At 71.9% G+C, this 26484-nt stretch carries 26 protein-coding genes; 8 read left to right on the forward strand and 18 right to left on the reverse strand.

All coding sequences use genetic code 11. From position 1 onward, the window contains the following. Entirely contained in the window at nucleotides 1-801 is an 801-nt protein-coding gene (locus ACTFTM_RS02215; RefSeq protein ID WP_449564209.1) for a crotonase/enoyl-CoA hydratase family protein, read from the reverse strand. A gap of 184 nt (nucleotides 802-985) precedes the next feature. Here ACTFTM_RS02215 and ACTFTM_RS02220 point away from each other — a divergent pair, with 184 nt between their 5' ends. Beyond that, a complete protein-coding gene (locus tag ACTFTM_RS02220) occupies nucleotides 986-1840 on the forward strand; it encodes a Rieske 2Fe-2S domain-containing protein (RefSeq protein WP_449564210.1) in 855 nt (284 codons plus the stop codon). A 332-nt stretch (nucleotides 1841-2172) separates the two neighbouring features. Here the strand turns inward: ACTFTM_RS02220 and ACTFTM_RS02225 are convergent, their stop codons facing one another. From ACTFTM_RS02225 to ACTFTM_RS02280, 12 genes are read right to left on the reverse strand one after another with little or no spacing between them, the layout of a single operon-like run. Further along, a complete protein-coding gene (locus ACTFTM_RS02225; RefSeq protein ID WP_449564211.1) occupies nucleotides 2173-3498 on the reverse strand; it encodes a LysM peptidoglycan-binding domain-containing protein in 1326 nt (441 codons plus the stop codon). Between the two features lie 14 nt (nucleotides 3499-3512). Beyond that, a complete protein-coding gene (locus tag ACTFTM_RS02230) occupies nucleotides 3513-3953 on the reverse strand; it encodes a pilus assembly protein TadG-related protein (RefSeq protein ID WP_449564212.1) in 441 nt (146 codons plus the stop codon). Then, on the reverse strand, nucleotides 3950-4417 hold the full coding sequence (locus ACTFTM_RS02235) for a TadE/TadG family type IV pilus assembly protein (protein ID WP_449564213.1): 468 nt from the start codon (nucleotides 4415-4417) through the stop codon (nucleotides 3950-3952). The genes ACTFTM_RS02230 and ACTFTM_RS02235 overlap by 4 nt, the downstream gene beginning before the upstream one ends. Then, nucleotides 4414-4860 (reverse strand): TadE family protein, encoded by a 447-nt coding sequence (locus ACTFTM_RS02240; RefSeq protein ID WP_449564214.1) that lies wholly within the window; start codon nucleotides 4858-4860, stop codon nucleotides 4414-4416. Before ACTFTM_RS02240 ends, ACTFTM_RS02235 begins: the two co-directional genes overlap by 4 nt. A 5-nt stretch (nucleotides 4861-4865) precedes the next feature. Then, complete coding sequence (locus tag ACTFTM_RS02245) at nucleotides 4866-5069, reverse strand: hypothetical protein (RefSeq protein WP_449564215.1); 204 nt, start codon at nucleotides 5067-5069, stop codon at nucleotides 4866-4868. A 26-nt stretch (nucleotides 5070-5095) separates the two neighbouring features. Next, on the reverse strand, nucleotides 5096-5965 hold the full coding sequence (locus ACTFTM_RS02250; protein WP_449566512.1) for a type II secretion system F family protein: 870 nt from the start codon (nucleotides 5963-5965) through the stop codon (nucleotides 5096-5098). A 37-nt stretch (nucleotides 5966-6002) separates the two neighbouring features. Continuing rightward, a complete protein-coding gene (locus tag ACTFTM_RS02255) occupies nucleotides 6003-6905 on the reverse strand; it encodes a type II secretion system F family protein (protein WP_449564216.1) in 903 nt (300 codons plus the stop codon). Between the two features lie 4 nt (nucleotides 6906-6909). Then, a complete protein-coding gene (locus ACTFTM_RS02260) occupies nucleotides 6910-8451 on the reverse strand; it encodes an ATPase, T2SS/T4P/T4SS family (RefSeq protein ID WP_449564217.1) in 1542 nt (513 codons plus the stop codon). Next, the gene (locus tag ACTFTM_RS02265) at nucleotides 8441-9241 is read right to left on the reverse strand and encodes a ParA family protein (RefSeq protein WP_449564218.1); all 801 of its coding nucleotides are present in this window, start codon (nucleotides 9239-9241) and stop codon (nucleotides 8441-8443) included. Before ACTFTM_RS02265 ends, ACTFTM_RS02260 begins: the two co-directional genes overlap by 11 nt. Nucleotides 9242-9243: 2 nt before the next feature. Beyond that, complete coding sequence (locus ACTFTM_RS02270) at nucleotides 9244-9903, reverse strand: SAF domain-containing protein (protein ID WP_449564219.1); 660 nt, start codon at nucleotides 9901-9903, stop codon at nucleotides 9244-9246. Nucleotides 9904-9949: 46 nt separating this feature from the next. Next, nucleotides 9950-10825, reverse strand: a complete 876-nt coding sequence (locus ACTFTM_RS02275; RefSeq protein ID WP_449566513.1) for a hypothetical protein — start codon at nucleotides 10823-10825, stop codon at nucleotides 9950-9952. A 32-nt stretch (nucleotides 10826-10857) separates the two neighbouring features. Next, on the reverse strand, nucleotides 10858-11367 hold the full coding sequence (locus ACTFTM_RS02280; protein WP_449566514.1) for a hypothetical protein: 510 nt from the start codon (nucleotides 11365-11367) through the stop codon (nucleotides 10858-10860). A gap of 689 nt (nucleotides 11368-12056) precedes the next feature. On the opposite strand from ACTFTM_RS02280, the gene ACTFTM_RS02285 reads away from it, so the two are divergent. Next, on the forward strand, nucleotides 12057-12806 hold the full coding sequence (locus tag ACTFTM_RS02285; RefSeq protein ID WP_449566515.1) for a prepilin peptidase: 750 nt from the start codon (nucleotides 12057-12059) through the stop codon (nucleotides 12804-12806). 18 nt (nucleotides 12807-12824) lie between these two features. Here ACTFTM_RS02285 and ACTFTM_RS02290 read toward each other — a convergent pair whose 3' ends face one another. Next, the gene (locus ACTFTM_RS02290; protein WP_449564220.1) at nucleotides 12825-13451 is read right to left on the reverse strand and encodes a phosphatase PAP2 family protein; all 627 of its coding nucleotides are present in this window, start codon (nucleotides 13449-13451) and stop codon (nucleotides 12825-12827) included. 137 nt (nucleotides 13452-13588) lie between these two features. Here ACTFTM_RS02290 and ACTFTM_RS02295 point away from each other — a divergent pair, with 137 nt between their 5' ends. Further along, nucleotides 13589-15988 carry a glycoside hydrolase family 65 protein gene (locus ACTFTM_RS02295; protein ID WP_449564221.1) on the forward strand — a complete coding sequence of 800 codons (2400 nt, stop codon included), beginning with the start codon at nucleotides 13589-13591 and terminating at the stop codon, nucleotides 15986-15988. Between the two features lie 11 nt (nucleotides 15989-15999). Here the strand turns inward: ACTFTM_RS02295 and ACTFTM_RS02300 are convergent, their stop codons facing one another. Continuing rightward, nucleotides 16000-16470: a hypothetical protein gene (locus tag ACTFTM_RS02300; protein WP_449564222.1), complete on the reverse strand. Its 471-nt coding sequence runs from the start codon at nucleotides 16468-16470 to the stop codon at nucleotides 16000-16002. Between the two features lie 128 nt (nucleotides 16471-16598). Here ACTFTM_RS02300 and ACTFTM_RS02305 point away from each other — a divergent pair, with 128 nt between their 5' ends. The 3 genes from ACTFTM_RS02305 (at nucleotide 16599) to ACTFTM_RS02315 (ending at nucleotide 20025) form a co-directional block, all read left to right on the forward strand. Beyond that, nucleotides 16599-17759: a low temperature requirement protein A gene (locus ACTFTM_RS02305; RefSeq protein WP_449564223.1), complete on the forward strand. Its 1161-nt coding sequence runs from the start codon at nucleotides 16599-16601 to the stop codon at nucleotides 17757-17759. 137 nt (nucleotides 17760-17896) lie between these two features. Next, nucleotides 17897-18790: a CDP-diacylglycerol diphosphatase gene (locus ACTFTM_RS02310; protein WP_449564224.1), complete on the forward strand. Its 894-nt coding sequence runs from the start codon at nucleotides 17897-17899 to the stop codon at nucleotides 18788-18790. Between the two features lie 41 nt (nucleotides 18791-18831). Beyond that, nucleotides 18832-20025: an epoxide hydrolase family protein gene (locus tag ACTFTM_RS02315; RefSeq protein ID WP_449564225.1), complete on the forward strand. Its 1194-nt coding sequence runs from the start codon at nucleotides 18832-18834 to the stop codon at nucleotides 20023-20025. Between the two features lie 65 nt (nucleotides 20026-20090). Here ACTFTM_RS02315 and ACTFTM_RS02320 read toward each other — a convergent pair whose 3' ends face one another. The 3 genes from ACTFTM_RS02320 to ACTFTM_RS02330 form a co-directional block, all read right to left on the reverse strand. Further along, the gene (locus ACTFTM_RS02320) at nucleotides 20091-22007 is read right to left on the reverse strand and encodes an ABC transporter permease (RefSeq protein WP_449564226.1); all 1917 of its coding nucleotides are present in this window, start codon (nucleotides 22005-22007) and stop codon (nucleotides 20091-20093) included. Between the two features lie 101 nt (nucleotides 22008-22108). Next, on the reverse strand, nucleotides 22109-23539 hold the full coding sequence (locus ACTFTM_RS02325) for an extracellular solute-binding protein (protein WP_449564227.1): 1431 nt from the start codon (nucleotides 23537-23539) through the stop codon (nucleotides 22109-22111). Nucleotides 23540-23980: 441 nt separating this feature from the next. After that, nucleotides 23981-24751, reverse strand: coding sequence for an IclR family transcriptional regulator (locus ACTFTM_RS02330; RefSeq protein ID WP_449564228.1), 771 nt, complete (start codon nucleotides 24749-24751; stop codon nucleotides 23981-23983). A 375-nt stretch (nucleotides 24752-25126) separates the two neighbouring features. Here ACTFTM_RS02330 and ACTFTM_RS02335 point away from each other — a divergent pair, with 375 nt between their 5' ends. Both ACTFTM_RS02335 and ACTFTM_RS02340 read left to right on the forward strand, forming a co-directional pair. Then, on the forward strand, nucleotides 25127-25678 hold the full coding sequence (locus ACTFTM_RS02335) for an RNA polymerase sigma factor (RefSeq protein WP_449564229.1): 552 nt from the start codon (nucleotides 25127-25129) through the stop codon (nucleotides 25676-25678). Next, complete coding sequence (locus tag ACTFTM_RS02340) at nucleotides 25675-26481, forward strand: zf-HC2 domain-containing protein (protein WP_449564230.1); 807 nt, start codon at nucleotides 25675-25677, stop codon at nucleotides 26479-26481. Before ACTFTM_RS02335 ends, ACTFTM_RS02340 begins: the two co-directional genes overlap by 4 nt. Nucleotides 26482-26484 lie beyond the last annotated feature (3 nt).

A 26484-nucleotide genomic window follows, 5' to 3' on the forward strand; every position in this document is an offset into this window, starting at 1 on the left:
TCACCCGGTAGCCGACGCCGTCGGGAGGTCCCACCCTCCCGGCGGCGTCGTGCCGTGCCGGCCCTCACCCGCGGTGAACCGGGCCGCGCCGGCCATCGCGTCGGTGGCCAGCGAATCCATCCCGTACGCCAACTCGGTCGCCAGCGCCTCCGCCTCCGGCCGTCCGGCGCCGGCCAGCAGAGCCGCCCGGTCGTTGCGCAGGCAGGTCTGCGGATGCCGGGCGATGGCGGCCGCCAGTTCCTCCGCCGCCGCCCGCGCCCGGCCCGGCGGCACCACCCGGTTGACCAACCCCATGGCGTACGCCTCGTCGGCCGGCACCGCCCGCCCGGTGAGGATCAGGTCCATCGCCCGGCTCTCCCCGATCAGCCGGGGCAGCCGGACCGTGCCGCCGTCGATCAGGGGCACTCCCCAGCGGCGGCAGAACACTCCGAGCGTGGCATCGGATTCGGCGACCCGCAGGTCACACCAGAGCGCCAGCTCCAGGCCGCCCGCCACCGCGTACCCCGAGATGGCCGCGATCACCGGTTTGCTCAGCACCATGCGGGTGGGGCCCATCGGGCCGTCTCCCTCCGGCTCCACCCGGTTACCTCTCGGCGTGCCGACGGCCTTGAGGTCGGCCCCGGCGCAGAACGTGCCGCCCGCACCCCACAGCACGGCGACCGCCGCGTCCGGATCAGCCTCGAAGGCGCGGAAGGCATCCGCCAACGCCCGGGCGGTAGCCCCGTCGACGGCGTTCCGAGCCTCCGGCCGATCCAGAATCACCGTGGCAACAACCCCGCGACGCTCCACCCGCACACCCATCCCGCCAGCATGCCGCCTGCCCCGCGCCCCCACAATCCTCGTCGATCTTGCACTTTGGGTTGTCGATTTGCGCCCTAGGGGGAATTTTGTCGTAGCAGAAACTGCAAGATCGGCGGGAGAGGGGCGTGGCAGGTTTGTCGTCGGCGACCGGTTTGGGAGGGGGAAGGACGGGAAGTCGGTAGCTGTGAGGGCGCTATTGACGAAAGTTGAGCAGGACTCCCGGCTGGACCGCGCGGGTGACCGGTTGCAGAAGGTCGTCCTGGGGACGCTGCGACCGCGGCGACTGCGGGACCTGCTGCACGGCGTGACGTTGGGGCACCCGCTGCACCCGGCCATGGTGCAGGTGCCGGTCGGGGCCTGGATCAGTGCCGCGGTGCTGGACCTGATGCCCGGGCAGCGTCGACCGGCGACCGTGCTGGTCGGCCTCGGGACGGTCAGCGCCGTGCCGGCAGCGGTCGCCGGGCTGAACGACTGGGCCGCGCTCTCCCGGGACCAGCGCCGGGTCGGCCTCGTGCACGCCGCCGCGAACACCGTCGGTGTCGGCCTGTACGCCGGCTCGCTGGCGGCGCGGCTCTCCGGGCGCAGCGGCGTCGGCAAGGCGCTCGGATTCCTCGGCCTCTCCGCCGTCAGCCTCGGCGCGTACATCGGCGGGCATCTGGCGTACAAGCAGGGCGCCCAGGTCAACCAGAGCGTGTCCGAGCTGCACCGGATGAGCGACGGGTGGCACTCGCTGGCGGACATGGCCACCCTGCCGCAGCGCACGCTGATCACCCGAGAGGTGGACGACGACATCTCGGTGATCCTCTACCGCCACGGCGACGAGGTCACGGTGATGTTGGAGCGGTGCCCGCACCAGAGCGGGCCGCTTGGCGAGGGCGAGGTGCAGGAGATCGACGGCCACGCGTGCGTGGTCTGCCCGTGGCACGGCAGTGCGTTCCGCCTCAACGGCGGCGAGGTCGTGCAGGGGCCCTCCGGCAACGACCAGCAGATCCTGCCCACCCGCATCCAGGACGGTGTGCTCCAGACCCGTCTCCCCTGACAGCGTCTGGGCCCGGGGCGCTGGAGATCCGGGATCGCCCCGGAACTGCTGGCGGCGCGACCGGTCACCCTCGACGTGCTGATGCCACAGAGTCATCAAGATGACTGTGTGGCATCAGCCTCTCTGGGGTGTCCGCTCCCGGGCGTGGGGTCCGTGTGCCGGCCTCGACTCCGGGCGTCGGCCGCCCATGGGCTGCGGCGCGCTCAAGGGTCGGGTCCTGCGCGGGCCATCGCGCGCTCGGGTGCCGGCCATGCGCGGGCCCCAGCTCCCCGGGCATCGTCGGCGCGCGGAACTCGACGCCTGGGCCGCGACCTAGGCGTGCGGGTGCCGGCTCAGCCGCGCCGGTGCCGACCGCCCTGGACGCCGTCGTCGGTGTCCCACTCGCCGACAGCTCCGGCACTGTTACCGGGCAGAGTCAACGGCGCGCCGGTCGGCGGGGCGGGCGTCTCGGTGGCCGCCGCCGCACGACGGGCGGCCCAGGCGGCGCCACTGCCAGCTCGGCCCGCGTTCCCGCTCCGAGCGGGGCTGCCGCTCCGAGCGGCGCGGCTCTCGGTGGTGGAGCTGCCGCCGCCCCCGGTCGACCGGCGGCGCGGGGTGCGGGCGGCCGCGCTCAGCCGGGGTGCGGCGCCGGCGGTGGCCGGCCGACGACGAAGACCGAGAACCGCACCGATCTGGGCGCCGACGATGCTCGCCACGGCCAGCACGGCGGAGACGGCGAGGGGTCGGTTCACCCGGTCGGTGGTGCCGGCCCGGGCCGCGCCGACGGTCATCGTGGGGGCCTGACCTGTCGACTCCGTACCGCCGGGTGGTGGTACCTGCTCGGCGCGCTCCGGTGCCGGCCGCTCGGGCGTCGGTCGCGGCGCGGGCGGTTTGGGCGCGGCGGGCCGACCGACGAGCTTGCCGGTCGCGTGCTGGCGTGCGCCCTGGTCGGTGGCCTCGGCCGGTAGCCGGAGCAGTTGCCCGGGACGAATCCGGTCCGGGTCGTCCAATCGGTTGAGCTTGGCGAGCTGCCGGTAGTCGTCGAACTCGTCGAGGTACCGCTCGGCCACCTCGCCGAGGTAGTCGCCCCGGGCGACGCGGTACACCGGCGCAGCCTGCTCGCCGGCGCTCGGCCCGGCGGGCGCGACACGTCCGAGCGGCCCACTCCCCGGGGCCTCGCGGGGCCCGCTGGCGGCGAGGCCCAGCGGCGCGCTCTCCGTGAGCCGTGCGGTGGTGGCCGACGCGCTCGGCTGGGCGTACGCCGGGCCGGCGTAGACCGCGGCGGCGCTCGCGGCGGCCGGGCTGGCCGCGAGGATCAGGGCGACCGAACCGACCAGCGCGGCGGCGGCCTTCTGCTGGCGGCTCATCCCGGGCAGCTTCGGGGCCGGCCGGCGCAGGGTCTGCGCGCCCAACTCGACGAGGACGGAGAAGGTGAACGTGGCCCAGCCGAACCAACCGGCCAGCGCCAGGGCCCGCAGGAAGAGCTGCCCGTCGTCCCGGCTGGTCAGGGTGGCGCCCACCTCGGCGAGGGTGGGCAGATGGTCGGGCAGGGGGTTGCCGGCGAAGGCGAGCAGCGCGACCGGCGCGCCCGCCACCAGGGCACAGAGCACGACGAGCGCGCCGAGGCCGGTGAGGACGCGTCCCGTCCGCCGTACGACGGACCGACCCGATGCGGACATGGCTGCCTTCCTTCCTATGGTGCCGGGGCTGTGGTGATGGCCCGTGCGGTCGCCTCGCCGGTGATGGTGACCTGGTCGGCCAGGCCGAACAGGCCGAGCATCGAGCGGCGGTAGGTGATCGTGAGGCGTACCCGGACGACGGTCTCCCCGGCGATCCGGGGGAAGCTCACGGTGTGGCTGGTGGTAGAGCCGACGGCGGCGAGGTAGTCGGCGACCGCGACGCGCGCCTGCGTCTGGTCGATCCGCGTCGGTCCGCCCTCGATCGCGGTGGCCCGGTCGATGGCCTGCCCACCCGCGCGGGCCGCCTCCGCGGCCAGGTTGTCGGCGCGTTGCAGCGTGCGGAGCTGGCCCGCGCCGTCGAACGAGAGCCCCACGATGGCCAGGACGCCGACCATCGCCACGGCCAGGAAGATGCTGACCCGGCCGTGGTCGCCGGAGAGCGCACGGAGGTTCATCGTCGGCTCCGGTAGCGGTCCAGTGGGGAGGTGTAGCTGGCCTCGATGCTGTTCTCGCTGGGCATGCCGGGGAGGGCGTCGAGTCGTATATCGCGGAACGACACCCGACACTCGACCGTGACGGTGACCGTCGCGTTCTGGCCGAGCGCGCTGCTGTAGGCGTTGTCGAATCCGGTGTCGTTGTTGCCGACCCTGCCGCCGAACGTCAGGATCGGAGCGCCGCCGCAACTCAGCCCGTGCCAGTCCAACTGCTGCTGGGCTGCCATGCGGGCCTGTTCCTTGGCGTCGGTCGGGTTGCGGGAGATCGAGGCGGCGCGGGCGGCGTCGTGCGCGGCGGCGTCGATGGCCTCCGCCGCCACCGCGCTGCGACCGGCAACGCCCGCCAGCACCATCAACGCGATGAACGCGGGCGCGAGCACCGCCACCTCGATGGAGACCGAGCCGCGCTCGGCGGGCCGGCTCACGGCGCCGTCACCCGTTCCACCGGTCCGTGGGCGGTCTGCCGCACCGCGAAGCTCACGCCCGGTACGACCGAGAGGGATCGGCCGGTCACCGTGCAGGTCACGTCGACCTCGCTGGTCACACAGCTCGGACCGCCGGCCTTGTCCCAGCCCAGCAGCCAGCTGCCGGCGCCGGACAGGAACCGGGTGGCGCTGGCTACCCCGGCGCCGTCGGCCGCGTTGTACCGCCGCTGGGCGTTGACCCCGCTCTGGGCGGCGTTCAACGCCGTGGAGCGAGCCAGGAATACGGCCGCCACCTGGAGCGACGCGAATAGGAGCACCAGGATCAGCGGCATCACCACGGCCAGCTCCACCGGGTTCGCGCCCCGCTCCCGGTCACCGGCCACGAGACGACGCCGGGCAGCGGAAACCGCCCGACGCCATCCGGTGAACATGGCTCGGCGCATGCCGGCTACTTCGGGTTCGCGGGGGCCTCGATGGCGTCCATCCAGCCCTTGGCCTTGGCGAGGGCCAGGCCCGTCACGACGGTCGCCACGAAGACGAGACCCATGATGATCACGGCGGTCGGAACCGGGCTGTCGCCGCGCTCGCCGTCTCGGCGCAGCTCGGCTAGGCGCGTCGCCACCACGACGTGCAGGTAGGTGAGGATGGGCATGGCGTGCTCCTTTGCGGGGATCGATTTCAGATTCGGGCGATGAACGGGTAGACGACGAAGCCGAGCAGCACGAACACGAGCAGCGCGCCCGGAATGTCGAGCTTGCTGGTCACACCCTCGGCGCGGGCCAGGTTGTCGGTGCGGATCTGGTCGCGCAACGAGTCGGCCCGGCTGCGCAGGGTCTCGTGCACCTGCGCGCCCTCGCTGCCGGAGGAGCGCATGATCGCGCCGACGTCGCCCAACTCCGGGATACCGATCTTGTCGGCGAGATTGCGCAGCTCGTCCCAGGGGGCGTGCATCTGCATCTGGGCGATCCGCAGCGCCTCCTGGAGGCGGTCGAACACCCAGCCGTCGCAGACAGCCGCAGCCCGCTCCAACGACTGCACCGGACCGTGCGCGGCGGAGAGCTGCAACGCCACCAGATCCAGGTACGTGCACACGGCCTGGCGGAACTCGTCGCGGGCGGCGTCCGCCTTGGTCAGGACCGTCCGGTGCGCCAGCAGACCGGCGACGAACGCCATGCCGAGGCTGCCGAGCACCGGTACGGCCACCGGCAGCGAGACGCCCAGCACGAACAGCGCCATCACGAGCAGGGTCGGCGTGGCCAGGCCGATCAGCGCGGACAGCAGCACCGACAGCGCGTACTGCTCGGGGGTCTGACCGATCAGGGCGAGCTGCCGGTACGGCGGTCGCAGCCAGCGGGACAGCCCGGTCAGCCAGTCGAGCCGGCGGGACGCCGGAGCGGCCACCCGGCCGGTACCCGGCGGCTGATGCAGGCGGCGCAGCGCCGGACCGAGCGCGGGAGTGGCCGGTACCAGCTCGCGGATCACCAGGAAGACACCCAACCCGATCGCCGCTCCGCCGGACACGGCGACGCCGAGGAGCCAGTTGACGATCACCATGGACCCCCTGCGGACACGCTGGCGTTCGTGCTCACGCGACGACCTCCTGCGGGTCGGGCGCCGGCAGGAACCGGGCCGGTCGCTGCGGCTGGCTCATCGAGCGGACCCAGGCCAGCAGGCCGATGAAGGCGACGCCGAGCGCGGCCATCACGATCTGACCCGCCGGGGTGCCGTACGGCTTGATGTACTCGGAGTTGACCAGCCCGTACGCCAGCGTCGCCAGGGTCATCCCGGTCAGGAAGCGGACCGCGAACCGGGGCTGGGTGCGCTTGGCCTCGATCTCCCGCCGGGTGGCCACCTCGGCGGCCGCCGCGCCGGCGATGGACCCGAGCACGTCGCCCAGCCGTTCACCCCGGTCGCTGAGGTGCAGGATCAGCGCCGCCACCACCTGGTCGCACACCGGGTCGCCGATCTCGTCGGCGAACGCCAGCAGCGCGGAGCGGGCCAGCCAGCCGGCCTGCAACCGGGCGGCGAGCAGCCGTACCTCGTCCTCGATGCCGGGTGGCACGCTGCCGAGCGTGCTGATGATCGACTGTTGGAGGCCCTGGCCCGTACCCGAGACGTCCTTGAGCCGGCGGGTCCACTCGCCGACGGCCTCGATCCGGGCGATCGCCCGCTGCTCTGCCTTGCCGACCGCGAACAACCACGGCGTGCCCGGTACCGCCACCGCCACCAGCAGACCCACCACCGGCAGCCCGGTCAGCAGGAACGCCAACGCCCCGGCGACCACCGCGGCGAGCAGGAGCGCCTGGTAGGCCCGCCGCTCGGCGGGCGTGGCACCGGAGCCGCGCCAGAGGCGACTGAGGCCGGGCCCCGCTCCCGGGGCGGGACCCGGGGGACGACGGGTGCCCACCAGCGCGACCACCGCGAGCAGGAGCCCCGCCACGCAGGCGGCCCCGGAGACCACCGCGATCAACTCCAGGCTGTTCCCCATCACGTCACCGCCGGGCCAGTCGGGTCTGTCGGGGCCGTCGCCAGGCGCCCGTACCGGCCTCGATCCACCGGGTCAGCAGCCGGGAGTCGTACCCCACGCGGAGCAACTGGTCGCGGACCCGCTCCGGCAGGTGGCGGGGGACGGCACGGCCGTCCGGACCGGGACCGAAGACGGTGGTGGTGGTGATCCGTCCGGCCTCGCCGGCCCCGATCACCTCCTCCACGTGCGACACGAACCGGTGCTTACGCCCGCCGATCGCGCTCTCGTCCTCGACGGTGACGTAGACGATCAGGTCGAGCGCGTTGCCGGCCATCCGGCGCGCCTGGTCGACGGTCATCTCACGACCGTGCGCCAACGCCAGCTCGACGATCCGTTCGCCCACGCCGGCAGCGGTGCGGGCGTGGATCGTGCACATCGACCCCCGGCTCGTGGTCATCGCCTGGAGCATCGGCACGATCTCGCGGGACCGCACCTCACCCACGATGATCCGCAGGACGCCCATCCGCAGCGACAGCGGGATCAGGTCGGCGATCGTCACCTCGCCCGCCGGACGGCCGTCGAAACCGCGCTCGCCGTGCCCCTCCCGCGCCTCGAAGCTCATCACCGCCCGGTGCCGTTCACGGCGGCGCGCCGGCAGCAATTCCCGGCTCTCCTCCAACAGCACGTACGGCTCGTCGGGCGGGATCTCGTTCATCAGGGCCCGGATGATGGTGGTCTTTCCGGCACCGGCCAGCCCGGCGACCATGATGTTCAACCCGGCGCGCATCGCCGCCCGCAGGAAGTCGCGCAGCAGCGGGTCGACCATCTCGTCCAGGTCGCCCCGGCCACCGGCCACGTCGTCGAGGCTCACGTCCAGGGTGTTGTGCTTGCGGATCACCGCGTACGGGCGGTGGCTGACCAGGAACACCGCCGCCAACCGGCTGCCGTCGGGGAGTTGCAGGTCGAGGGTGGGTTTCACCGTGGACAGGGACCGCTCGGTCGCTCCGGACCGCCGCGCCGCCGCCTGGAGGATCTCCACCAGTTCGGCGTCGCTGTCGGCGATCGGCTCGCCCCAGTCCACCCCGCCGCCGTGCCGGGTGATGCGCACCTGGTCGCAGCCGAGGATGTGCACCTCCTCGATGGTGTCGTCGACCAGCAGGGTCTGGAGCCGGCCGAGTCCGACCAGCTCGGCGGTCACCTGGTCGAGCAGCAGGCGCTCCTCGCCGGCGGCCATCGGCGTGCCGGCCCGGCGGACCGCGTCGGCGTACTCGGCGACCACCTGGACGGCCAACCGCGCCCGCTCGGTGTCCTCCTCGTCGACGGTGAACTCCCGGCCGCGCTGCCACAGGGTGAGGCGTTCGGTGAGTTCCCGGCGCAGCTCCCGGACCACCGGGAAGTCCATCCGGGATCGGGGTGCCGCCTCCGGCGGCGGCGTGGCCGAGGGCGCCGGCTGCGGCATCGGCGTGCCGTGGTGGTGGCGGCCGTTCGCCGGGGCCAGCGGCGGCGCGGTGGACGTCGCGCCCGGCGGCTGCTGACGCGGGTCGGCCGAGACGGGCTCAAACCGCATCCGGCACCCCCTGCTGGACGGGCCAGGCCAGCCGTGCCCGTCGGCGTTCCAGCAACGCTCCGACCGGCACCTCCAGCGCGGTCGCCGCGCGCAGCAGCGGCCGTTGCGCCCGCACGGTCCCACCGAGGGCGAGCACCCCTGCGGTACGAGGGTCGTGCGGCAGCCGTGCGATCACCGGCAGCTTCAGCCCGCGGCTGATCTCGGCACGCCCGTGCCCGTCGCCGACCAGCAGGAGCCGCAGGGTGCCCGGCGGTACCCGGTGCTCGGCGAAGTCCCGCTCGATCGCGGTGACCACCGCCCGCGTTCCGGACAGGTCGGGCAGGTGGGCCCGGGTCACCAGCAGCACCACCGAGGCGGCCCGCAGCAGTGGCCACGGTGGACCGTTCACGTGCAGTCGGCCGCAGTCGACGAGCACGTCGTAGCCGGGCGTGCCCCGGTCCAGGGCGTTGAAGTAGTCGGCGAAGCGCTGCCAGAGTGGGGTGACACTGCCGGACTGTGCCGGGTCGACCAAGCCGGGCAGCAGCAGGCGTTCCCGGCGCGGCGCGTCCAGGTCGACCAACTGGGACCAGAACGAGGTCTCCAGGTTGCCGTCGCGCAGCTCGCCGACGGCCAGTTCCCCGATGCCGCGCGGCCCGTCCAACTGGCCACCCAGATAGCCGGCGAGGATCGACCCGCCGGCCGGGTCGCACTCGGCGAGGACCAGCCGACGGTGCCACGTCAGGGCGCAGGCCAGCGCCGAGGTGGTCACGCCGGGCGAACCCTTCGCGGACACCAGCGCGATGATCGCCATGGTCAGGCCGCCTCGATCAGCACGACGGCGACCCGCTCCTCGGCGGCAAGCGCCACCACGGCGGGTACGTCCCGGACGAGGAGCGCCAGGTACAGCACCTTCTCGTTGTCCGTCGGGCTGACCATGTCGATGACGGTGGCCGTGAACCGGGTGCCCGTCGTGGCGGCCGTCCCGGTGGCGTCGTCGTCCGGGGTGCTGACCAGCAGCACCTTGTCACCGGGGTGCAGCTCACGGGCCGGCACCTGGGCGGTCTTCAGGCCGAGGGCGATCTGCTGCTGGCCCGGACCGAGCAGCGGGTCGTCGGTGACCTGCCCGAGGGTGAGCAGGGTGCCCGGCACCAGCGCCACGGCGGCGCGCTTGCCGACCACCTCGTCCAGCCGGCCCGCCGGCACGGGGTGCAGGCCCTGGCCGCCGGCGACCTGCACAGTGATCAGGTCGGCGGCGGTGACCTCCCGACCCACCTGCACCGGCCGGGCCACCGCGAGATAGCTGCCGGTGGCCCGGACCGAGGTGACCGCGAACGCGGCCCCCAGCCCACCGAGGGCGATCAGGAGTACGGCGAGACCCAGCAGACCTGGGCGGACGCGGCGCTGCCGGACCACCTTGGGCGGGGTGACCGGCGCGTCCACCGGGCCGGTCGCGTTACGCGTCGCCAGACTCACCGTTCGATCTCCATTCGTGCTCGTGGGGCTCGCAGAACCGGCTCACTCACCTGGTCACCACCTGGAGCTCCCTGATCTGGACCGGCACGGTGCCGCTGGTCCGGGTCTGCGCGATCGGGTCGCCCTCGGTGCCGTTGTCGGTCCACCAGCGGACCGTCCAGTACGTGGTGGCGCCCACCCGGTACGTGCCGGCTTCCGGGTAGCCGTCGTCGTAGCCGCAGTCCGGCGAGGTGCTGCCGGCCCGTTCGCCCTTCGGGTCGTACGGGGTGCCGGGTTTGGTGCAGGTGACCGTGTCGCCGTTGCCCATGCTCCAGACGATCCGGTCGACCTTCGCCTCGATCGAGACGGTCAGTCCACGGTCGGACGCGGAGGCGGTCAGCGGGCCGAAGTAGTTGGCGCTCGGGGTGGCCCACATCCAGACCGGCAGGCCGACCAGGCCGGGGCCGATGTCCTTGCGGGGGGCCACCTTGAGCCGCGCCGGCAGCAGCTTGATCGAGGCGAGGGCCCGGCGGGCCAGCTCCTCCGGGTCCGGCGGAGCGCCGAAGCCGGCCGGAGGGTCGTCGAGTGGGAGGGTCCGCTGCGCGCCGAGGTCGCCGCCGTTGCAGGTCTGGACGTACCACTGCTGGCCCTCGGACGCCGTCGGCTGCGGCTCGGCGAGCTTGTAGTAGCAGCCGTCGCCGTTGTTGAACCAGCCCAGCAGGTCGTCGTAGCAGGGAATGGTCCGCCCGTTCCACTGGCAGACGCCGCCACCCCCACCGCCGCCGGAGTTCCCGCCGCCGTTGTCCCCGCCGCCGCCGGGGTCGCCCGGGTGGCCGGGCTCGTCGTCCCAGACGTTGCAGTCCGGCTGGCCGGGCGGGCACTCCACACCGGGGTCGGCCCGGCGGGCGGCGGCCGGCAGGGTCGTGCCGACCACCAGCAGCATCGCCACACCGACCCCGGCGAGGAGGCGGCGGGTCAGCACGGCTGGTCCTGGTGCGCGGTGCCGGAGCTGATCAGCCAACGGCCGTCCGGATAGCGGGTCGCGGTGGCGGTGGCCAGGTGTCTGCCGCCGCCGCTGCCCGGCACCACCCGTTGGTCCTTGGTGTAGACGAGCCGGTAGCCGGTCGCGTCCAGGCAGTCCTGGATCTCCACGGTGGCCGGGTCCGAGTCGAGGTCGACGGCGATCACGGTCGGGTCGGATTTCAATGTCCCGGTACGCATCGCGCCGTGCTCCTTAGCGTCGCGAATCGTCAATTTCACCCGGGTCAACAGTGGATCAGCGAGAAATCTGGACAGTTCCGGCGCGTGCGGATCGCCGCGTCGACTCGCCGCGCGTGAGGCCGTGAGATATCCGGAGTACGCCTCGAGCGCCGCCTTTTCGGCCGCCTTCTGGTCGGCGTCCGAATCCGTCCGCGCCCCGTCGCCCCGCCCCTGGGTCGGTCGTTCGACCGCCTCCTGCCCGCTGCCGCAGGCGGTGACCGTCATCGCCGCCACGATCGCCAGCAGGCTGGTTGCCGCTCGCCCGAGCTGCCGTCCGCGCACCGCCGAACCCTCCTCGTGATGGCCCGACGTGGCGGCGAAGCGCCGGCGTCGGGCATGCGGAAGCGCGCCCGGATGATCGCTTCCGGAGCGGTTCATTGCGCTTCTGCATTCACCGTTGCGGATCTTCTACAAATGCAGGTCCCGTGTTGTCCGGTCGTCGATGTGAGGCTTGCGTCACACTCAAGGGGCGAGCATAAGCTCACGATCGCCGATGCAACAGAGGCAATTCAAGTGAACACTCTGCGTGATGATGGGTGGTGGTGGCAGGTGTGCGTGCCGCGTTCCGGACGCCGACCGGTCGAGGGGTCGCCGACAACCCGGCCCCACCGGCGCGGGTCGGTCCGTCGCAGCTCCTGTGCCCCTTGCGAGAGTGGGCCATCGCGCTCACATCCCGGCATCCGGCCCGTGCCTCGGTTCACCGGGGACCGCATGACGTGTGGCCCGCTCCGGGATGGAAGTCGTCGGTGGAGGACGTCGCTTTCCGCGCCATCCGCTACACCCGAGCGAACGTTCAGTCACGATCCGTGTTCACCTTTTGCGACGGCTGCCCGACGATCGGTGGGGTCGACGTGGCGCTGACCGCCGAACCGACCGGCCAACCGTCCACCGCCGCCCGCCCTGCCGCCACCGAGGTGGAGCCGGTCGCGGGTGCTGCGCGCCACCGGCTCGCCACCGTGCTGGCATCCCTGCTCGTCACTCCGCCGCTGCGGCTGGCCGTCGTGCGTCACGCCGTACCCGCGGGCACTTCCCGTCGGACCGGCTGCGCCGCCTGCGGGGCCGCGATCAGCCTGGCCAGGCCGTGGCCCGCGCTCGGTCCGGCGGGCCGGTGCGGTCGGTGCCGCGCCCGGACCGGGCCGCCGCCCGGCACGATCGAGGTGGCCGCGCTGGCCGCCGTGGCGCTGCTCGTGCTCGTCGGTCCGCCGCTTCCAGCGCTGCCGGCCCTGGCCTGGTGGCTGGGCTGGACGCTGCCGGCGGTCGTCGTCGACCTGGCCGTGCACCGGCTACCTGACCGTCTCACCCTGCCCGCGGCTGCCGGGACATGGCTGCTGCTCGGCGCGGCGGCGCTCGTCGACGCCGGCGTCGGTCCCTGGGTGCGGGCCGTCGCCGCCGGTACGGGGCTGGCGCTGTTCTTCGCCGCCAGCACGCTGCTGCTGGGTCGCCGGGGCTTCGGGCTGGGCGACGCCAAGCTGGCGCTCAGTGCGGGCGCGCTGCTCGGCTGGTACGGCTGGCCCGTGCTCGTGTTCGGGCTGCTGCTGACGTTCGGGCTGTCCGCGCTGGTGAGCCTGGCGCTGCTGGTCGCCCGACGGGTCCGCTGGACCAGCCACCTGCCGTTCGGTCCGTTCCTGCTGCTCGGCACGGCGGGGGCCCTCCTGGCCACCTGACCGCCCGTTCCCGAGGGGTTACGGGCGCGGTCGACCGGCCAGGTCGGGCACCGGTCGGCGGGCGTCGGTGCGGCGACGCAGCGCCTCGGCGGTCGGTCGGGCCAGCAGCGGGGTCGCGACGAGCGCGGCCAGGGCGCCGAGCAGCAGGCCGGCGGCCACGTCGTGCGGGTAGTGCACGCCCACGAAGACCCGGGAGAACGCGGCCAGCGCGGCCAGCGGCAACGCGATCAGCCCGAGCCGCCGGGAGAGCAGGAGGGTGGTGACGGCCAGCGCGCCGGCGAGAGTCGCGTGGTTGCTCGGGAAGGAGTAGTCACCCGGCGGTGGACAGGCGCCGGCGATGATCGCCCGCCCCACCGTCCGGCACGGTCGGTCCTCGTCCACCACCGTCTTGAGCAACTCGCTGCTCGCGTACGCCAGGAGAGTCGGCAGCGGCGCGACGAGGGCGAGTGCCCGGTTGTGCGGGCCGCCGGACAGGCGGCGCAGCGCGGCCGTCACCAGCAGCGCGCCGAGCAGCAGGATCACCCCCTCGGTGGCTTGCCCGACGAACCACTGCACCGGGTGCGGGGTGCCGGCGGCGGCGTCGACGACGTCGCGGTACCACTCAACGCTGATCTCTGGGACATCCGTGCTGCCGTTGTCGGCCATGAATCACCTCACCAGACGTTCATACCGCGTTCAACTTGGAGACATCTTGGAAACGCGAAGGTGGGCACCTTCGTTCAGCTTTCCTCCAGGCGTTCCTGCTTGGCTGGTGGGAAGTCGTCGACACCCCGGGAGGTCTCGTGCACACCGGTTCGGCCACCGACCAGCCGCCACCCACCGCAGCGACGGCGGCGGACGAGACCTGGCAGGTCCGGCGTACGGCGGCCGATCTGGACCGGCTGGGCGAGACCGAGTCGATCTTCGCGTTGGGCAACGGGTGGGTCGGGTGGCGTGGTGTTCTCGACGAGGGAGCGCCGTGCGGGATGCCGGGCAGCTACGTCAACGGTTTCCACGAGCGGCGGGAGCTGAGCTACCCCGAGGAGGGCTACGCGTTCCCGCCGGCCAGTGACACCGTGGTCAGCGCGCCGAACGCCGCTCTGGTCCGGCTCTGGGTCGACGACGAGCCGCTGGACATCCGGACCGGCACGGTGCGCGGTCACGAGCGGGTGCTCGACCTGCGGGCGGGCGTACTGCGGCGGAAGACGGAGTGGATCTCACCGGGCGGGCGTCGGGTGCTGGTCCGCAGCACCCGCCTCGTGTCCCTGCCGCGCCGGCCGCTCGCCGCCGTCCACTACGAGGTCGAGCCGCTGGACGGCCCCGCCGACCTGCGGGTCTGCTCCGATCTGCTGGCCAACGAACGGGTACCGGAACGCTCCGACGATCCTCGCGCGGCGTCGGTGCTCACCGACCCGCTGATCGCCGAGACGCACCGCGCGACCGGTCTCGACGGGGTGCTGGTGCACCGCACCGAGCGCAGCGGCCAACGCGTCGCCGTGGCGGTCCGCCACCTGGTGGACGCGCCGGCCACGGTGACCACGACCAGCGACGGCACCCCCGACCGGGTACGGCTCACCGTGGCCGGCCGGCTGCACCCGGGGGAGCGGCTGCGCCTGACGAAGTTCGCCGCCCACGAGTGCTCGACGGTCGACGGGGTGCCCGCCGACGAGTTGGCCGACCTCGTCGCCGCCGAGGCGGACGCCGCCCGCGCCGACGGCTTCGAGGCGCTGCTGGCCGACCAGCGCGCCAGCCTGGACGCGGCCTGGCAGGTCGCCGACGTGCGGCTCGACGGCGACCGGGCCCTCCAACAGGCGGTCCGGTTCGCGATGTTCCACCTGATCCAGGCCGGTCGTCCGGACGGCGACCGGACGATCTCGGCCAAGGGCTTGACCGGCAACGGCTACGACGGGCACGTGCTCTGGGACACCGAGACGTACGTGCTGCCGGTGCTCACCTACCTCGCGCCGGCGGTGGCCCGCTCGGCGCTGGCCTGGCGGCACGCCCACCTTCCGGAGGCCCGCGAGCGGGCCGCCGAGCTGCGGTTGGCGGGCGCGACGTTTCCGTGGCGGACCATCGGTGGCCGGGAGTGCTCCGGCTACTGGCCGGCCGGCACGGCCGCCCTGCACGTCAACGCCGACATCGCCGACGCGGTGCTGCGGTACGTGGCGGCCACCGACGACCAACGGTTCCTCGCCGACAAGGGCCTGGAGCTGCTGGTGGAGACCGCGCGCCTCTGGCACGGCTTCGGACACTGGTCGGACTCCGGCGCGTTCCACCTGTACGGCGTGACCGGCCCGGACGAGTACGCCGCGCTTGTCGACGACAACGTCTTCACGAACCTGATGGCCCGCCGCAACCTGCGGGGCGCCGCCGACGCCGCCGAGCGCCACCCCGACGCGGCCGGCCGGCTCGGCGTGGACGCGGCAGAGGTCGCCGGCTGGCGGGCCGCCGCTGACGCGGTGGTCGTGCCGTACGACCGTGTGCGTGGGGTGCACCAGCAGTCCGCCGGGTTCACCTCGCAGCCCGAGTGGGACTTCGCGAACACCGGCGAGGACGACTACCCGCTGCTGCTGCACTTTCCCTATCTGGAGCTGTACCGCAAGCAGGTGGTCAAGCAGGCCGACCTGGTGCTGGCCATGCAGTTGTGCCCGGGGGAGTTCACCGCCGACGAGAAGGCCCGCAACCTCGCCTACTACGAGGCCCGCACGGTCCGCGACTCCTCGCTGTCCGCCGCGCCGCAGGCCGTGCTGGCCGCCGAGGTCGGGCACCTCGATCTGGCGTACGACCTGTTCGCCGAATCGGTGTCGCAGGACCTCGCGGATCTGGGTGACAAGACCGCCGACGGGCTGCACCTGGCGTCGCTGGCCGGGGCGTGGCTGGCGCTGGTGCAGGGCTTCGGTGGGCTGCGCGACGATCGGGGTGTGCTCTCCTTCGATCCCCGGCTGCCCCGGCGGATCGACCGGTTGGCCTTCTGCCTGCGGTGGCGGGGGCACCGGCTGCGGGTCACACTGACCTCCGCCGAGGCCCGCTACGAGCTGCCCGACGCCGCCGGGGACGCCGAGGTCGAGCTGTGGCACCACGGCGAGCGCTTGCGGGTCACCGGCGGCGAGCCGGTCACCCGGCCGATGCCGCCGGTGCCCGACCCCGGACCGGAGCCGCCGTCGCCGCCGGGTCGCCGCCCCGCCCGCCGCTCGGCCGACTGACCGGCGCACGCTTAGAGCTGCGCCGACCCCAGGCCGCCGTTCATCCGCTCCCGGACGGCCTCCAGCGCCTCGAAGGCGTACGCCCAGTTGTGGCACTTGAAGCTGCGCAGGCCCTCGATGGCGGTGTGGCAGTCGGCGCAGCGCACCCCCGCGATGGCGTCCGGGACCTCGGTGTTGACGTACTTCTGGTCGCCGAGGATGACCTCGGCGATCATGCCTTTGTCGTGCAGCCCGGTGACGGCCGAGGAGACGATGTCGTACCAGGTGATCCGCCGGCCGCACTTCGGGCAGTCCGGCTCGTCGCCGCTGACCCAGAGCGGGGCGCCGATGGTGCGCGTCGGCATGCCGAGCAGCTTCTCCAGACGCCGGACGTCCGACTCCGGCGTGGTCCAGCGGTGCCGGCCGGGTAGCGAGGCGGGCGAGTCGTACACGGCGCGGAACAGATCTTTCTCGACCCGTACGGTCTGCCGTTGACTGGTCATCGGCGTCCCTCCTCGTGACTGGGTGCCCCCACCGTGGTCGGCGCTGAGCAGGGGTGCAGCCAGATCAACGACACGAGGGGCGGCCCGTTTCGCCTCCTGCGCGCCTTCGCCGGTGGTACGACGGAGAGATGGCGAGCAGGCCCGAGCGGCTGCTGCGGGGAAGCGACGCGTCGCTGAGCGCCTCGTTCCTGGAACTCTTCTTCGACCTGGCGTTCGTGTTCGCCCTGAGCCAGACAGCCGAGCACCTGCTGCACGACCTCACGCCGGGCGGGGCCCTGCGCACCGCCCTGCTGCTGGCCGGCGTCTGGTGGATCTGGGTGGCCACCGCCTGGACCGCCGACTGGTACGACCCCGAGACCCCGGCCATCCGGGCGGTGCTGATCGTCTCGACGCTGGGCAGCCTGCTGGCCAGTGTGGCGATCCCGCAGGGGCTGCACGGGCGGGCCGGGCTCTTCGCCGGCGCGTACGTCGCGGTCCATCTCGTCCGGGGCGTCGTGACGGTCACGATGTTGCGTGGTCATCCGCGTCAGCGCCGGGCATTACGGGTCTTCTGCTGGTACGGCCTCACCTCCGTACTGTGGGTGGCGGGCGTGCTGCTGCCGCACTGGCGGGTGGCGCTCTGGGTGCTCGCGCTCGCGGTGGACCTGACCGGTCCACGGCTCGGTTGGCCCATGCTGGGGCTGGGGCATGCCCGGCGCGAGGAGTTGCATCTCGCGGGCGGGCACCTCGCTGAGCGCTACCAGCAGATCATGATCATCGCGCTCGGTGAACTCGTCCTGGTCGCCGGCCTGTCGTACGCGGGCACCCGGCTCGACCTCGCCGAGACCGTCGCCTTCCTGCTGGTCTTCACCACCGCCGTACTGATGGGTCTGCTCTACGTGACCCCCGCCGGCCAGCGTCTGGGTCCGGCCCTCGACCGCGCCGATCCGTCGCGGCTCGGCGTTGTGACGGGCGACCTGCACCTGGTGATGATCGCGGGATTGGTGACCACCGCTCTCGGAGCCGAGCTGAGCATCGCGCATCCCACGAAGACCAGCGACACGACGTCCGCACTGGTCATTATCGGTGGGCCCACGCTGTTCCTCGTCGGGCGGATCGTGCTCTCCCTGGCGGTCCACCGGCGGATCTCCTGGCCCCGGGTGGCCGCCCTCTTCGTGCTGGGTGGTGTGGCGACGGTCCTGCGCCCGCCGCTGCTGGCGCTCAGCGCGGTGGCCACGGTGGTGGTGCTCGTGGTCGTCGTCCTGGACCGCGCCGGGATCATGTCCTATCGGCGGTCCCGCCCGGACTGAGGGACACGATCAGGGGACTCCCATCCGACGACTCGTCGACGCGAGGGTGTTTCGTCCTAATGTGAGCCCGTTCCAGCCTTCACGTCCGACTCCCCGGACCGGCCGAGGGCTGCCGATGGCCGTGCCGGAGGGTGACAGTGCGCAGCAAGCGGAACGACGCGATCCACCGACGCCAGTTCGTCAAGTTGTCCGGAGTGGTCGGCGCCGGCGGTCTGCTGGCGCTGGCCGGCGCGGACAGCGGGATGGCCGACGGCGGCGGACCGCCACCCCAACCGACACCACCCGCCCCGGGCGGCGCGAACTGCCCGACACCGTCGACCCTGTGCGGCTTCCCCAGCCAGACCGGCGGCCGGTACGACCTCTGGGACCGCGTGCAGGTCTGCCTGGGTACGAGGACCACACCGCCGACCAACTGCCTGACCACGACGACCGACTACGTGGTGCTCAACGGCAGGCCGCAGAACAACCACAACTTCCTGCTCGTGCCGACCTGCCGGACCAGCGGCATCGAGTGCCCGTTCATCGCGACCGCCGCCGCGCCGAACTACTGGCTGGACGCCTGGATCAACGCCCAGCCGGGGCAACCCTCGCACGTCGTGTACCCGAACGTCGGCCTCGGGATCAACTCGGCCGACGCCCGCCAGCAGGATCAACTGCACATCCACCTGGCGGGCATCCACAGCGGCATCCAGACGCAGCTCAACAACTACGACAACGTGATCACCAACAACCCGGCGAACTGGCGGAACCAGATCGTCCCGATCTGGGGCCTGACGAGTACGGGCATGCCCGCCCCCCGCTCGTACCGGGTGCTGCACGTCTCGAACCTGAACACCAACCTGTTCACCCTGCTGCGCGACAGCGTCGTAGGACCCACCGGGGCCCAGATGCGAAACCAGGCCCTGGCGGTCACCCCGCGCCTGGTCGGCAACGGCGGGTTCTACGTCGTCAACAGCGAACCCGCCCTCCAGACCCCACCGGGTCAACCGGGCGGCACCGGCACGGTCGACCTGCTGCTCGCCTACAACTGACACCCGCTGCCCGGGCAGCCCAACTCAGGAGGTACAGGACCGTGCCCGACGACGACATCCGGCCCTTCCGGCTCGACGTGCCGGAGGAGGCGATAGCCGATCTCCACCGCCGGATCGCGGCTACCCGCTGGCCCAGCCGAGAGTTGGTCGACGATCGCTCACAGGGCGTGCAACTGGCGACGGTCCAAGCGTTGGCCGACTTCTGGCGGACCGAGCACGACTGGCGGGTGTTCCAGGCGAAGCTGAACGCGCTGCCCCAGTTCACGACCACGATCGACGGCGTCGAGATCCACTTCATCCACGTTCGGTCGTCGCACGAGAACGCCCTGCCACTGATCGTGACGCACGGTTGGCCGGGCTCGATCGTCGAACTGCTCGGAGTCGTCGGCCCACTGACCGACCCGACCGCGCACGGCGGCACCCCCGATGACGCCTTCCACCTGGTCCTGCCGTCACTGCCCGGCTACGGATTCTCAGGCCAGCCGACCGAGCCCGGCTGGGACTCCAACCGCATGGCCAGCGCGTGGGCGGCGCTCATGTCCCGCCTCGGCTACGACCGTTACGTCGCCCAGGGCGGTGACGTGGGTGCCGCCGTCACCGACGCGATGGGCCGCCAGGGGCCCGACGGGCTGCTCGGCATCCATGTCAATCTGCTCTCCGGGGCGATCGGGATCAAGGACCAACTGCCGGCGACGTCCGAACAGGAACGGGCCGCGCACGACGCCCTCAACCTGTTCACGACGGACGGCTTCGGCTACTTCCTGGAGCAGACCACCCGCCCACAGACGATCGGCTACTCCCTGCTGGATTCACCCGTCGGGTTGGCGGCCTGGATGCTCGACCACGACACGGACAGCTACTACAAGATGTCCCGCGCGATCGTCGACGGTCAGCCCGCCGGCAACCTCACGCGGGAGAGCATTCTCGACAACATCACGCTCTACTGGCTGACGGGCACCGGGGCCTCGTCCGCACGGTGGTACTGGGAATTCGGACGGTTCCGGACCGCCGCCGCGGCCGCCGGGAAGACCCCTCCGCCGGTGCGGGTCCCGGTGGGCTTCACGACGTTCCCCGAAGAGCTCTGGGCCGCTCCCCGCAGTTGGGCCGAGGCGGTCTATCCCAACCTCTCGTACTTCAACGAGGCCGAGCGGGGCGGTCACTTCGCCGCCTGGGAGGAACCCGATCTGTTCGCCGACGAGATGCGGGCGACGTTCCGGCCGATGCGGAACCCGTGACCCGCGAGCGGTGCGGCCCACCACCCCGTACGGACCGGTCCGGACCGTACGGTGGTGGGGGGTCGTCAGCCCTTCACCGCCCCGGCGGTGAGCCCTTCGGTCAGGAAGCGCTGCCCGAGCGCGTACATGATCACCACGGGGATGCTGACGAGCAGCGAGGCCGCGGCGAGCTGTCCCTGCGGTACGACGTCTCCCGCGATCATCGACTGCATCCCCACCGGCAGCGTCTTGTACTCGTCCTTCGTGATGAACACGAAGGCGAAGAGGAACTCGTTCCAGGCGTTGGTCAGGGTGAAGAGCGCGACCGCCAGCAGTCCGGGCTTGGCCAGCGGCAACACCACCCGGCCGAACGCCTGTAGGCGGGTGCAGCCGTCGACGAGCGCCGCCTCCTCCAACTCCACGGGTATCGAGGAGAAGTAACCGACCAGCAGCCAGGTGGCGAACGGAAGCGTGAACGTCGGGTACGTCACCACCAGCGACCACAACGAGTCGGTGAGCCGCACGCCGATGAGCATCTGGTAGAGCGGGATGAACAGCAGGGCGCCCGGCATCACGTAGGTGAGCAGCACGGTGACGGTGAACCCCTGCGCGCCACGGAACCGCAGCCGGGCCAGCGCGTAACCCGCGAGGGCGGCGCAGACCAGCGCCACCGCAGTGGACGCCGCGGACACCAGCAGGGTGTTGAGGTACCAGCGACCGAACGGCTGGTTGGCGAAGAGCGCGCTGAACTGCTCCGTGGTCCACGGCGTCGGCCACAGGTCGTCCGTGCGCATGACGACCTGGCCTTCGGACTTGAAGGCCGTGACGCCGATCCAGTACAGCGGACCGAGCACGAAGAAGAGCAGCCCGGCGAGCGCGACCCAGGAGCCCAGGCTCGACACCGCCGACGAGGACCGGCGACCGCCGCGCGACTGGAGGGCCGACACCACCCGACCGACCGCCGCCGCGATCAGCAGGATCACCCCGAGGACGACCGCCGCCTTCCAGAAGATCTCCGGCGACGCCCAGACCAGCAGGCCGGTGACCACCGCGGTGATCACCCACGGCAGGGCCTTGCGCGCCCGCGTACCGAGCCGCAGCGCCGTGCGTCGGGCCCGGGGCAGTTTCGCTCCCGAGTCCTGGCGCAACAGCCGGACCAGGAAGAACACCAGCCCGCCGATGACCGGCAGCATGACGAGCGTGACGGCCGCGCCGGCGCCGTACTGCAACTGCAGGATCGCCTTCGAGTACGCGACGAGCACGTACGGGGCGGTCACATCGCCCGGACCACCCTGGGTCAGCAGCCAGACGAGGTCGAAGTTGTTGAACGTCCAGATCGACGACAGGGTCACCGTCACGGTGATCACGTGGCGCAGGCCGGGCAGCGTCACGTTGGCGAACCGCTGCCACGCCGAGGCCCCGTCGATGGTCGCCGCCTCGTACAGGTCGGCCGGGATGGCCTTCAACCCGGCGAGGAAGCACACGGTGAAGAAGGGCACCCCCTTCCACACGTTCACCATGATCACCGACGGCATCGCCAGCGACGGGTCGGACAGCCAGCCGGCCGGCCAACTGTCGACCAGGTGCAGGTCGACCAGCAGTGGCCCGATCCCGCTGGCGGTCAGCAGCGTGTTGACGCTGCCGAAGATGGGGTCGAGCAGCGAGCGCCAGCTGAAGGCCGTCACCACCGTCGGCACCACCCACGGCACCAGGAGCAACCCCGCCAGCACCGCCCGCCCGCGGCGTCGGTGGTGCAGCAGCAGGGCCGCGGCCAGCCCGAGCACGACCTTGAAGACCTCGGCGTACGCGGTGAAGACGAACGAGTTCACCACGCCCGTGTGGAACTGGTCGTCGCCGACGAGGTGGAGGTAGTTGTCCAGGCCGACGAACACGGACTCCTGCCCGTGCCGTTCGGTGGTGCTGGTGACGATCGACCTCGCGATCGGTACGAGTACGAGGCCGCCGACCAGCACGGCCATCGGCGTCAGGAACAGCGCCGCCATACGCCAGTCACGACCCAGCCGGCGCTGGGTCGCCGTGAGGGAGCCGGATCCCGGCGGCGAGGACACCCTCGCCGCCGGGACCCGCGCGGGACGGAGCGTCCTCACTGCGGCAGCCCCTGCTGGTTGAAGATCTGCACCATCTTCGTGTGGGCCGCCTTCACCGCCTGTGCGGGCGCGGTGCCCTGCACGACCTGCTGCATCATGTCGGTGAGGACGTAGGCCGAGCCGACGGCCTGCTGGCCGGCGCTGGCCTTCTGCGGGAAGGTCAGGCCGTTCTTCGTGTTCAGCGGCAGCTGCAACTGGGTGATCTTGCGGAGCATGGGGAACGCCGGGTCGCCGCTGGTGAAGAACGGGTCCGCGTCCCAGACCTTCTCCCAGGCGGGCATCACCAGACCGGGGGCCTCCTTCGCCACCCCGAGCAGCGCGGGCGCGCTGACCAGGTACTGCGCCAGGAGCTTGGCGAGCGCGGGGTTCTTGGCGCCCTTGAAGACGACGAAGCCCTGCGACTGGCCGAGCAGCAGCGGGTTGTTGGTGGCCGGTCCGATGCAGTCGGAGAACACGTGGGTGTTGGCGTGCACCGGGTTCTTCTTGGTGCGTGAGTCCGCGTAGACGCTGAACTGGTTGCGGGTGTAGCCGAGGATGCCGGCGAGCCAGTTCTCGTTGTTGCTGGTGTCGGTCCAGCTCGCGATCCCCGGCGGCAGCATCGGCTTGTACTTGGAATTGGTGTAGATGTCGCCGAGGAAGGTCACCGCCTGCACCGTCTCCGGTGACTCGAACGTGACCTTCCTGCCGTCGTTGGAGGCGATCGACCCGCCGTACGCGTTGATCAGCGCCTCGATCATGCCGTTGGCGTCGCCGGACCGGTTGATCGTCATGCCCCAGCCGAACCGGCGCTTGCCGGGATCGGAGATCTCCAGGCAGACGTCCCGCAGCTCCTCCCAGCTGTAGATGTCCTTGGGCGTGATGCCCTTGTCCTGCATCCAGTCCTTGCGCAGGAACGACCCGATACCGATGAAGTGGTAGGGGATCGCGAACCACTTGCCGTCGAAGACGCAGTAGTTCTTGGCCTCCGCGCACGGCTCGCCGTACTTGGCGGTCAGCGCCTGAACGACGTCGGTCACGTCCTCCAGGTCGCCGAGCGCCTGGAACTGGGCGACGAACCGGGAGTCGGTCATGAACGCGAGGTCACGTGCCACCCCGCCCTTGACCTCGGCATCGATCTTGGCGACCACGTCACCCGCGTCGGCCTGGACCAGGCTGTTCTCGATCTTCGTGCCGGTGCTCTCGGCGAACTTCTTGATCGAGCTGTCGAGGGCGTCGTTCGCCGCCGTCGAATACAGCTTCTGCGACAACATCCCCATCGAGGAGCCCTTCATCGACGCGGCGGCGTCGATCAGCTCCTGCGGAACCTCCGGCTGCACCTTCGTCGGCGATTCGGAGGTGCCTCCACACGCGGCCAGACCCGCCGCGCCGAGCACCCCCACCCCCATTCCCAGCACGCCGCGCCGAGACCAACCCGATTTGTCCTCCATGGACACCCGCCTCCTTCATCTCGCCGCGCACGGCCGCACGCCGAAGGCGTACCCGGCGAACGCCGCGATCGTCGTGTTTCCAGTTGGGCTTCTGTGGCGGCGACCACGGCGGGTCGCCCGTCGAGATCAGTTCGTTCGTCGGTCGCCGTGGCGGCGAGCGGGCCCGCCGGCCGCCACGGAGCGTCCGCTCGGGCACGCTCCGTCCGAGCCACCCGAGATCTGTCGGGTGCCGCAATTCGGACGATGCGACGTGGTCGAGGCGATCGGCGGCAGGGCCGAGACACTGGCGCTGACGTTCCGGTTCGGTCGTGTCACGAGACCACCGCCGTTCGAGATTTCGAACTAGGTTCGATATACCGCATCGAGTGGTGCGACGCTAGAGCAGCCCGGCAAGCGATGTCAATGTTTCGATGCTGTTTCGAACCGAAAGCGGGAGGTTTGCTACCGGGACTGGGCCCGGTAGCCCATCCGCGCCGACAGCGTGGCCGCGCCCTCGCGCACCAGCCCGGTCCACTCCACCTGCACCTGCGGCGTCCAGCGGATGATTGGCGCGGACAGGCTCATGGCGGCGATGACGGTGCCGGAATGGTCCCGGATCGCCGCCGCGACACAGCGCATCGCGCTGTCCGACTCGCCGACGTCGACCGCGACGCCCTCCGCCCGGACCTGGTCGAGATGCTCCCGCAGGAGGTCCGGGTCGGTGATGCTGTCCGGCGTCATGCCTGGCAGGGGATCCTTCAACAGGACCGCGTCCAGGTCCTCCGGGTCGAGGGCCGACAGCAGCACCTTGCCGACCGCCGTGCAGTGCGCGGGCAGGCGCAATCCGACCCCGGACACCATCCGAACCGGGTGGATGCTGTCGAACTTGACGAGGTAGACGACATCGGCGCCGTCCAACACCGCCACATGAACCGCCTCGTCGCAGGCGGAGGCCACGTCCCGCGCGACACCCTGCGCCTCGCGTACCAGATCAAGCCGACCCGCGAATGCCGCGCCCAGCTGGAACAGCGGCATCCCGAGGCGGTACTGCACCGGTTGACCCGGCACGGAGATCAGGTACGAGCGAGCCTCGAGCGTCACGAGCAGCTCGTGGACGGTCGTGCGCGGCAGGTCGAGCCGCTCCATCACCTGGCGGGCCGACAGTTGGGGACAGTCCAGGAACAGTTCGAGGACGTCGAGTGCGCGGATAACTGCCGGTACCACACGGGGCATGTCGCTAGTCCCTTCGAAATGCCGGACCCGTGTCAACGATCTCCACACGGACCAGCACCTGAAGAGGATAGCCACGTGAGCCGTCCGCGCCAGGCTCCGAGCGCCGTTGGCAACTTCCCTGGCCGACCAGTCGCCGATCCGGGGGCGCCGGCGCGGCACCGGAGGCATGATGAGGCCGCATCAGACCGACCAGGCACGGACAATGTCGTCCGGACCCCAGACGAGATCCACGGCCTCGCTCGGGAGGGCGGCGCCGGATCGGCTGACGACGACCAGGCGTTCGAGGCATTGGCGGCCGCGCAAGCCAGCGGGGGGAGTGACGACGGTCACAGTCACCTGGAACCCGATCTCCAAGATGCGGTCGTCTTACCTGTCGTGAGACGAAGCCTGGACGCGGCAGACGAGCAGGAACTCGTCCGCCGGGTGGCCCGCGGTGACCGGCGGGCCTTCGACGAGCTGTACCGGCGTACCGCGCCCTGGTTGGAGGTGCGCCTGCGACGCCGGTGCGCGGACCCGGACGTGGTCGCCGACGTCCTCCAGGAGACGTACCTGACGGTGTGGCGGGCGGCGGGCAGCTTCGCCGGCGACCAGGTCAGCGGCAGCGCCGTCGGCTGGCTGTGGACCATCGCCGCGCACCGTCTGGTGGACGCGTTCCGGCGTCGCTCGCGGCAGGCACGGGTGCCGCAGGTGCATCCGGTCGAGACGGTCGTGCCCGCCGCCGAGGACGAGGCGCTCGCCGGTCGGGTCGGGCAGGAACTCGAACAGGCCCTCGCCGTCCTGCCGCCCGAGGTCCGCGCGGTGCTGCGCGCCACCGTCCTGGACGGCTTCACCGTCCGCGAGACGTCCGTGCTGCTGGGCGTACCCGAGAACACCGTCAAATCCCGGATCCGCCGCGCCCGGATCGTCCTGCGGGAGGCACTGTCATGACCACGCATCCCACCCTTCACAACATCGACCGCTACGCCGACGGCGATGCCGGCCTCGACGAGGCGACCGTCTGGTCGATCGAGGTGCACCTGGAGAACTGCGCCGACTGCCGCGCACGCCTCGCCGGCAGCACCACGGCCGAGTCGCGCGCCCTGGTCGTCGAGGTCGCGGCAGTCGTCGACCGCGCGATCGCCGCCGGCCCCACCCCACGGTCCAGGGTCTTCTTCCGTACGCCGCTGCGACAGCGCTGGTTCGTGGCGGCGCTGCTGCCCTGGGTGGCCATGACCGCCGGCGTGCTCGGCACCGCGGCCCTGCTCACGTACTTCCTGTCCGAACTGCCGTCGATCGTACTGCTGCTCGCGCCCCTCGCGCCGCTGCCCGGGGTGGCGGCGGCCTGGAGCAGACGCGGCGACCCGGCCTGGGAACTGGTCGTCGGCACCCCCTCGGCCGGTTTGGCGATGCTCCTGCGTCGTACGACGGCAGTGCTCGTCCTCGTCATCCCGGTACTCGCCGTGCTCGCCGCCTACGGGGCCAGCCGGGTGAACCCCGCGCTGATGCTGCTGCCGTGCCTGGCCTTCACCGCCGCCACGCTGCTGCTCGGCTCGCTCGTCGGCGTCCGCCGTGCCGCGGTCGGGCTGATGATCGCCTGGGCCGCCGCCGTGGTCGCGCCCAGCCTCGCCACCGCCGAGTTGCCGGTGCTCCTGCAACCCACGGCCATCGGCGGGTGGACCGTCGTCACCGTCGTGCTGGCCGCCCTGACCCTCCTGCGCGCCAACAGCTTCCGGCGCCTCACCTCGTTCTGAAGG

This window comes from Micromonospora sp. RB23 (genome assembly GCF_053585025.1).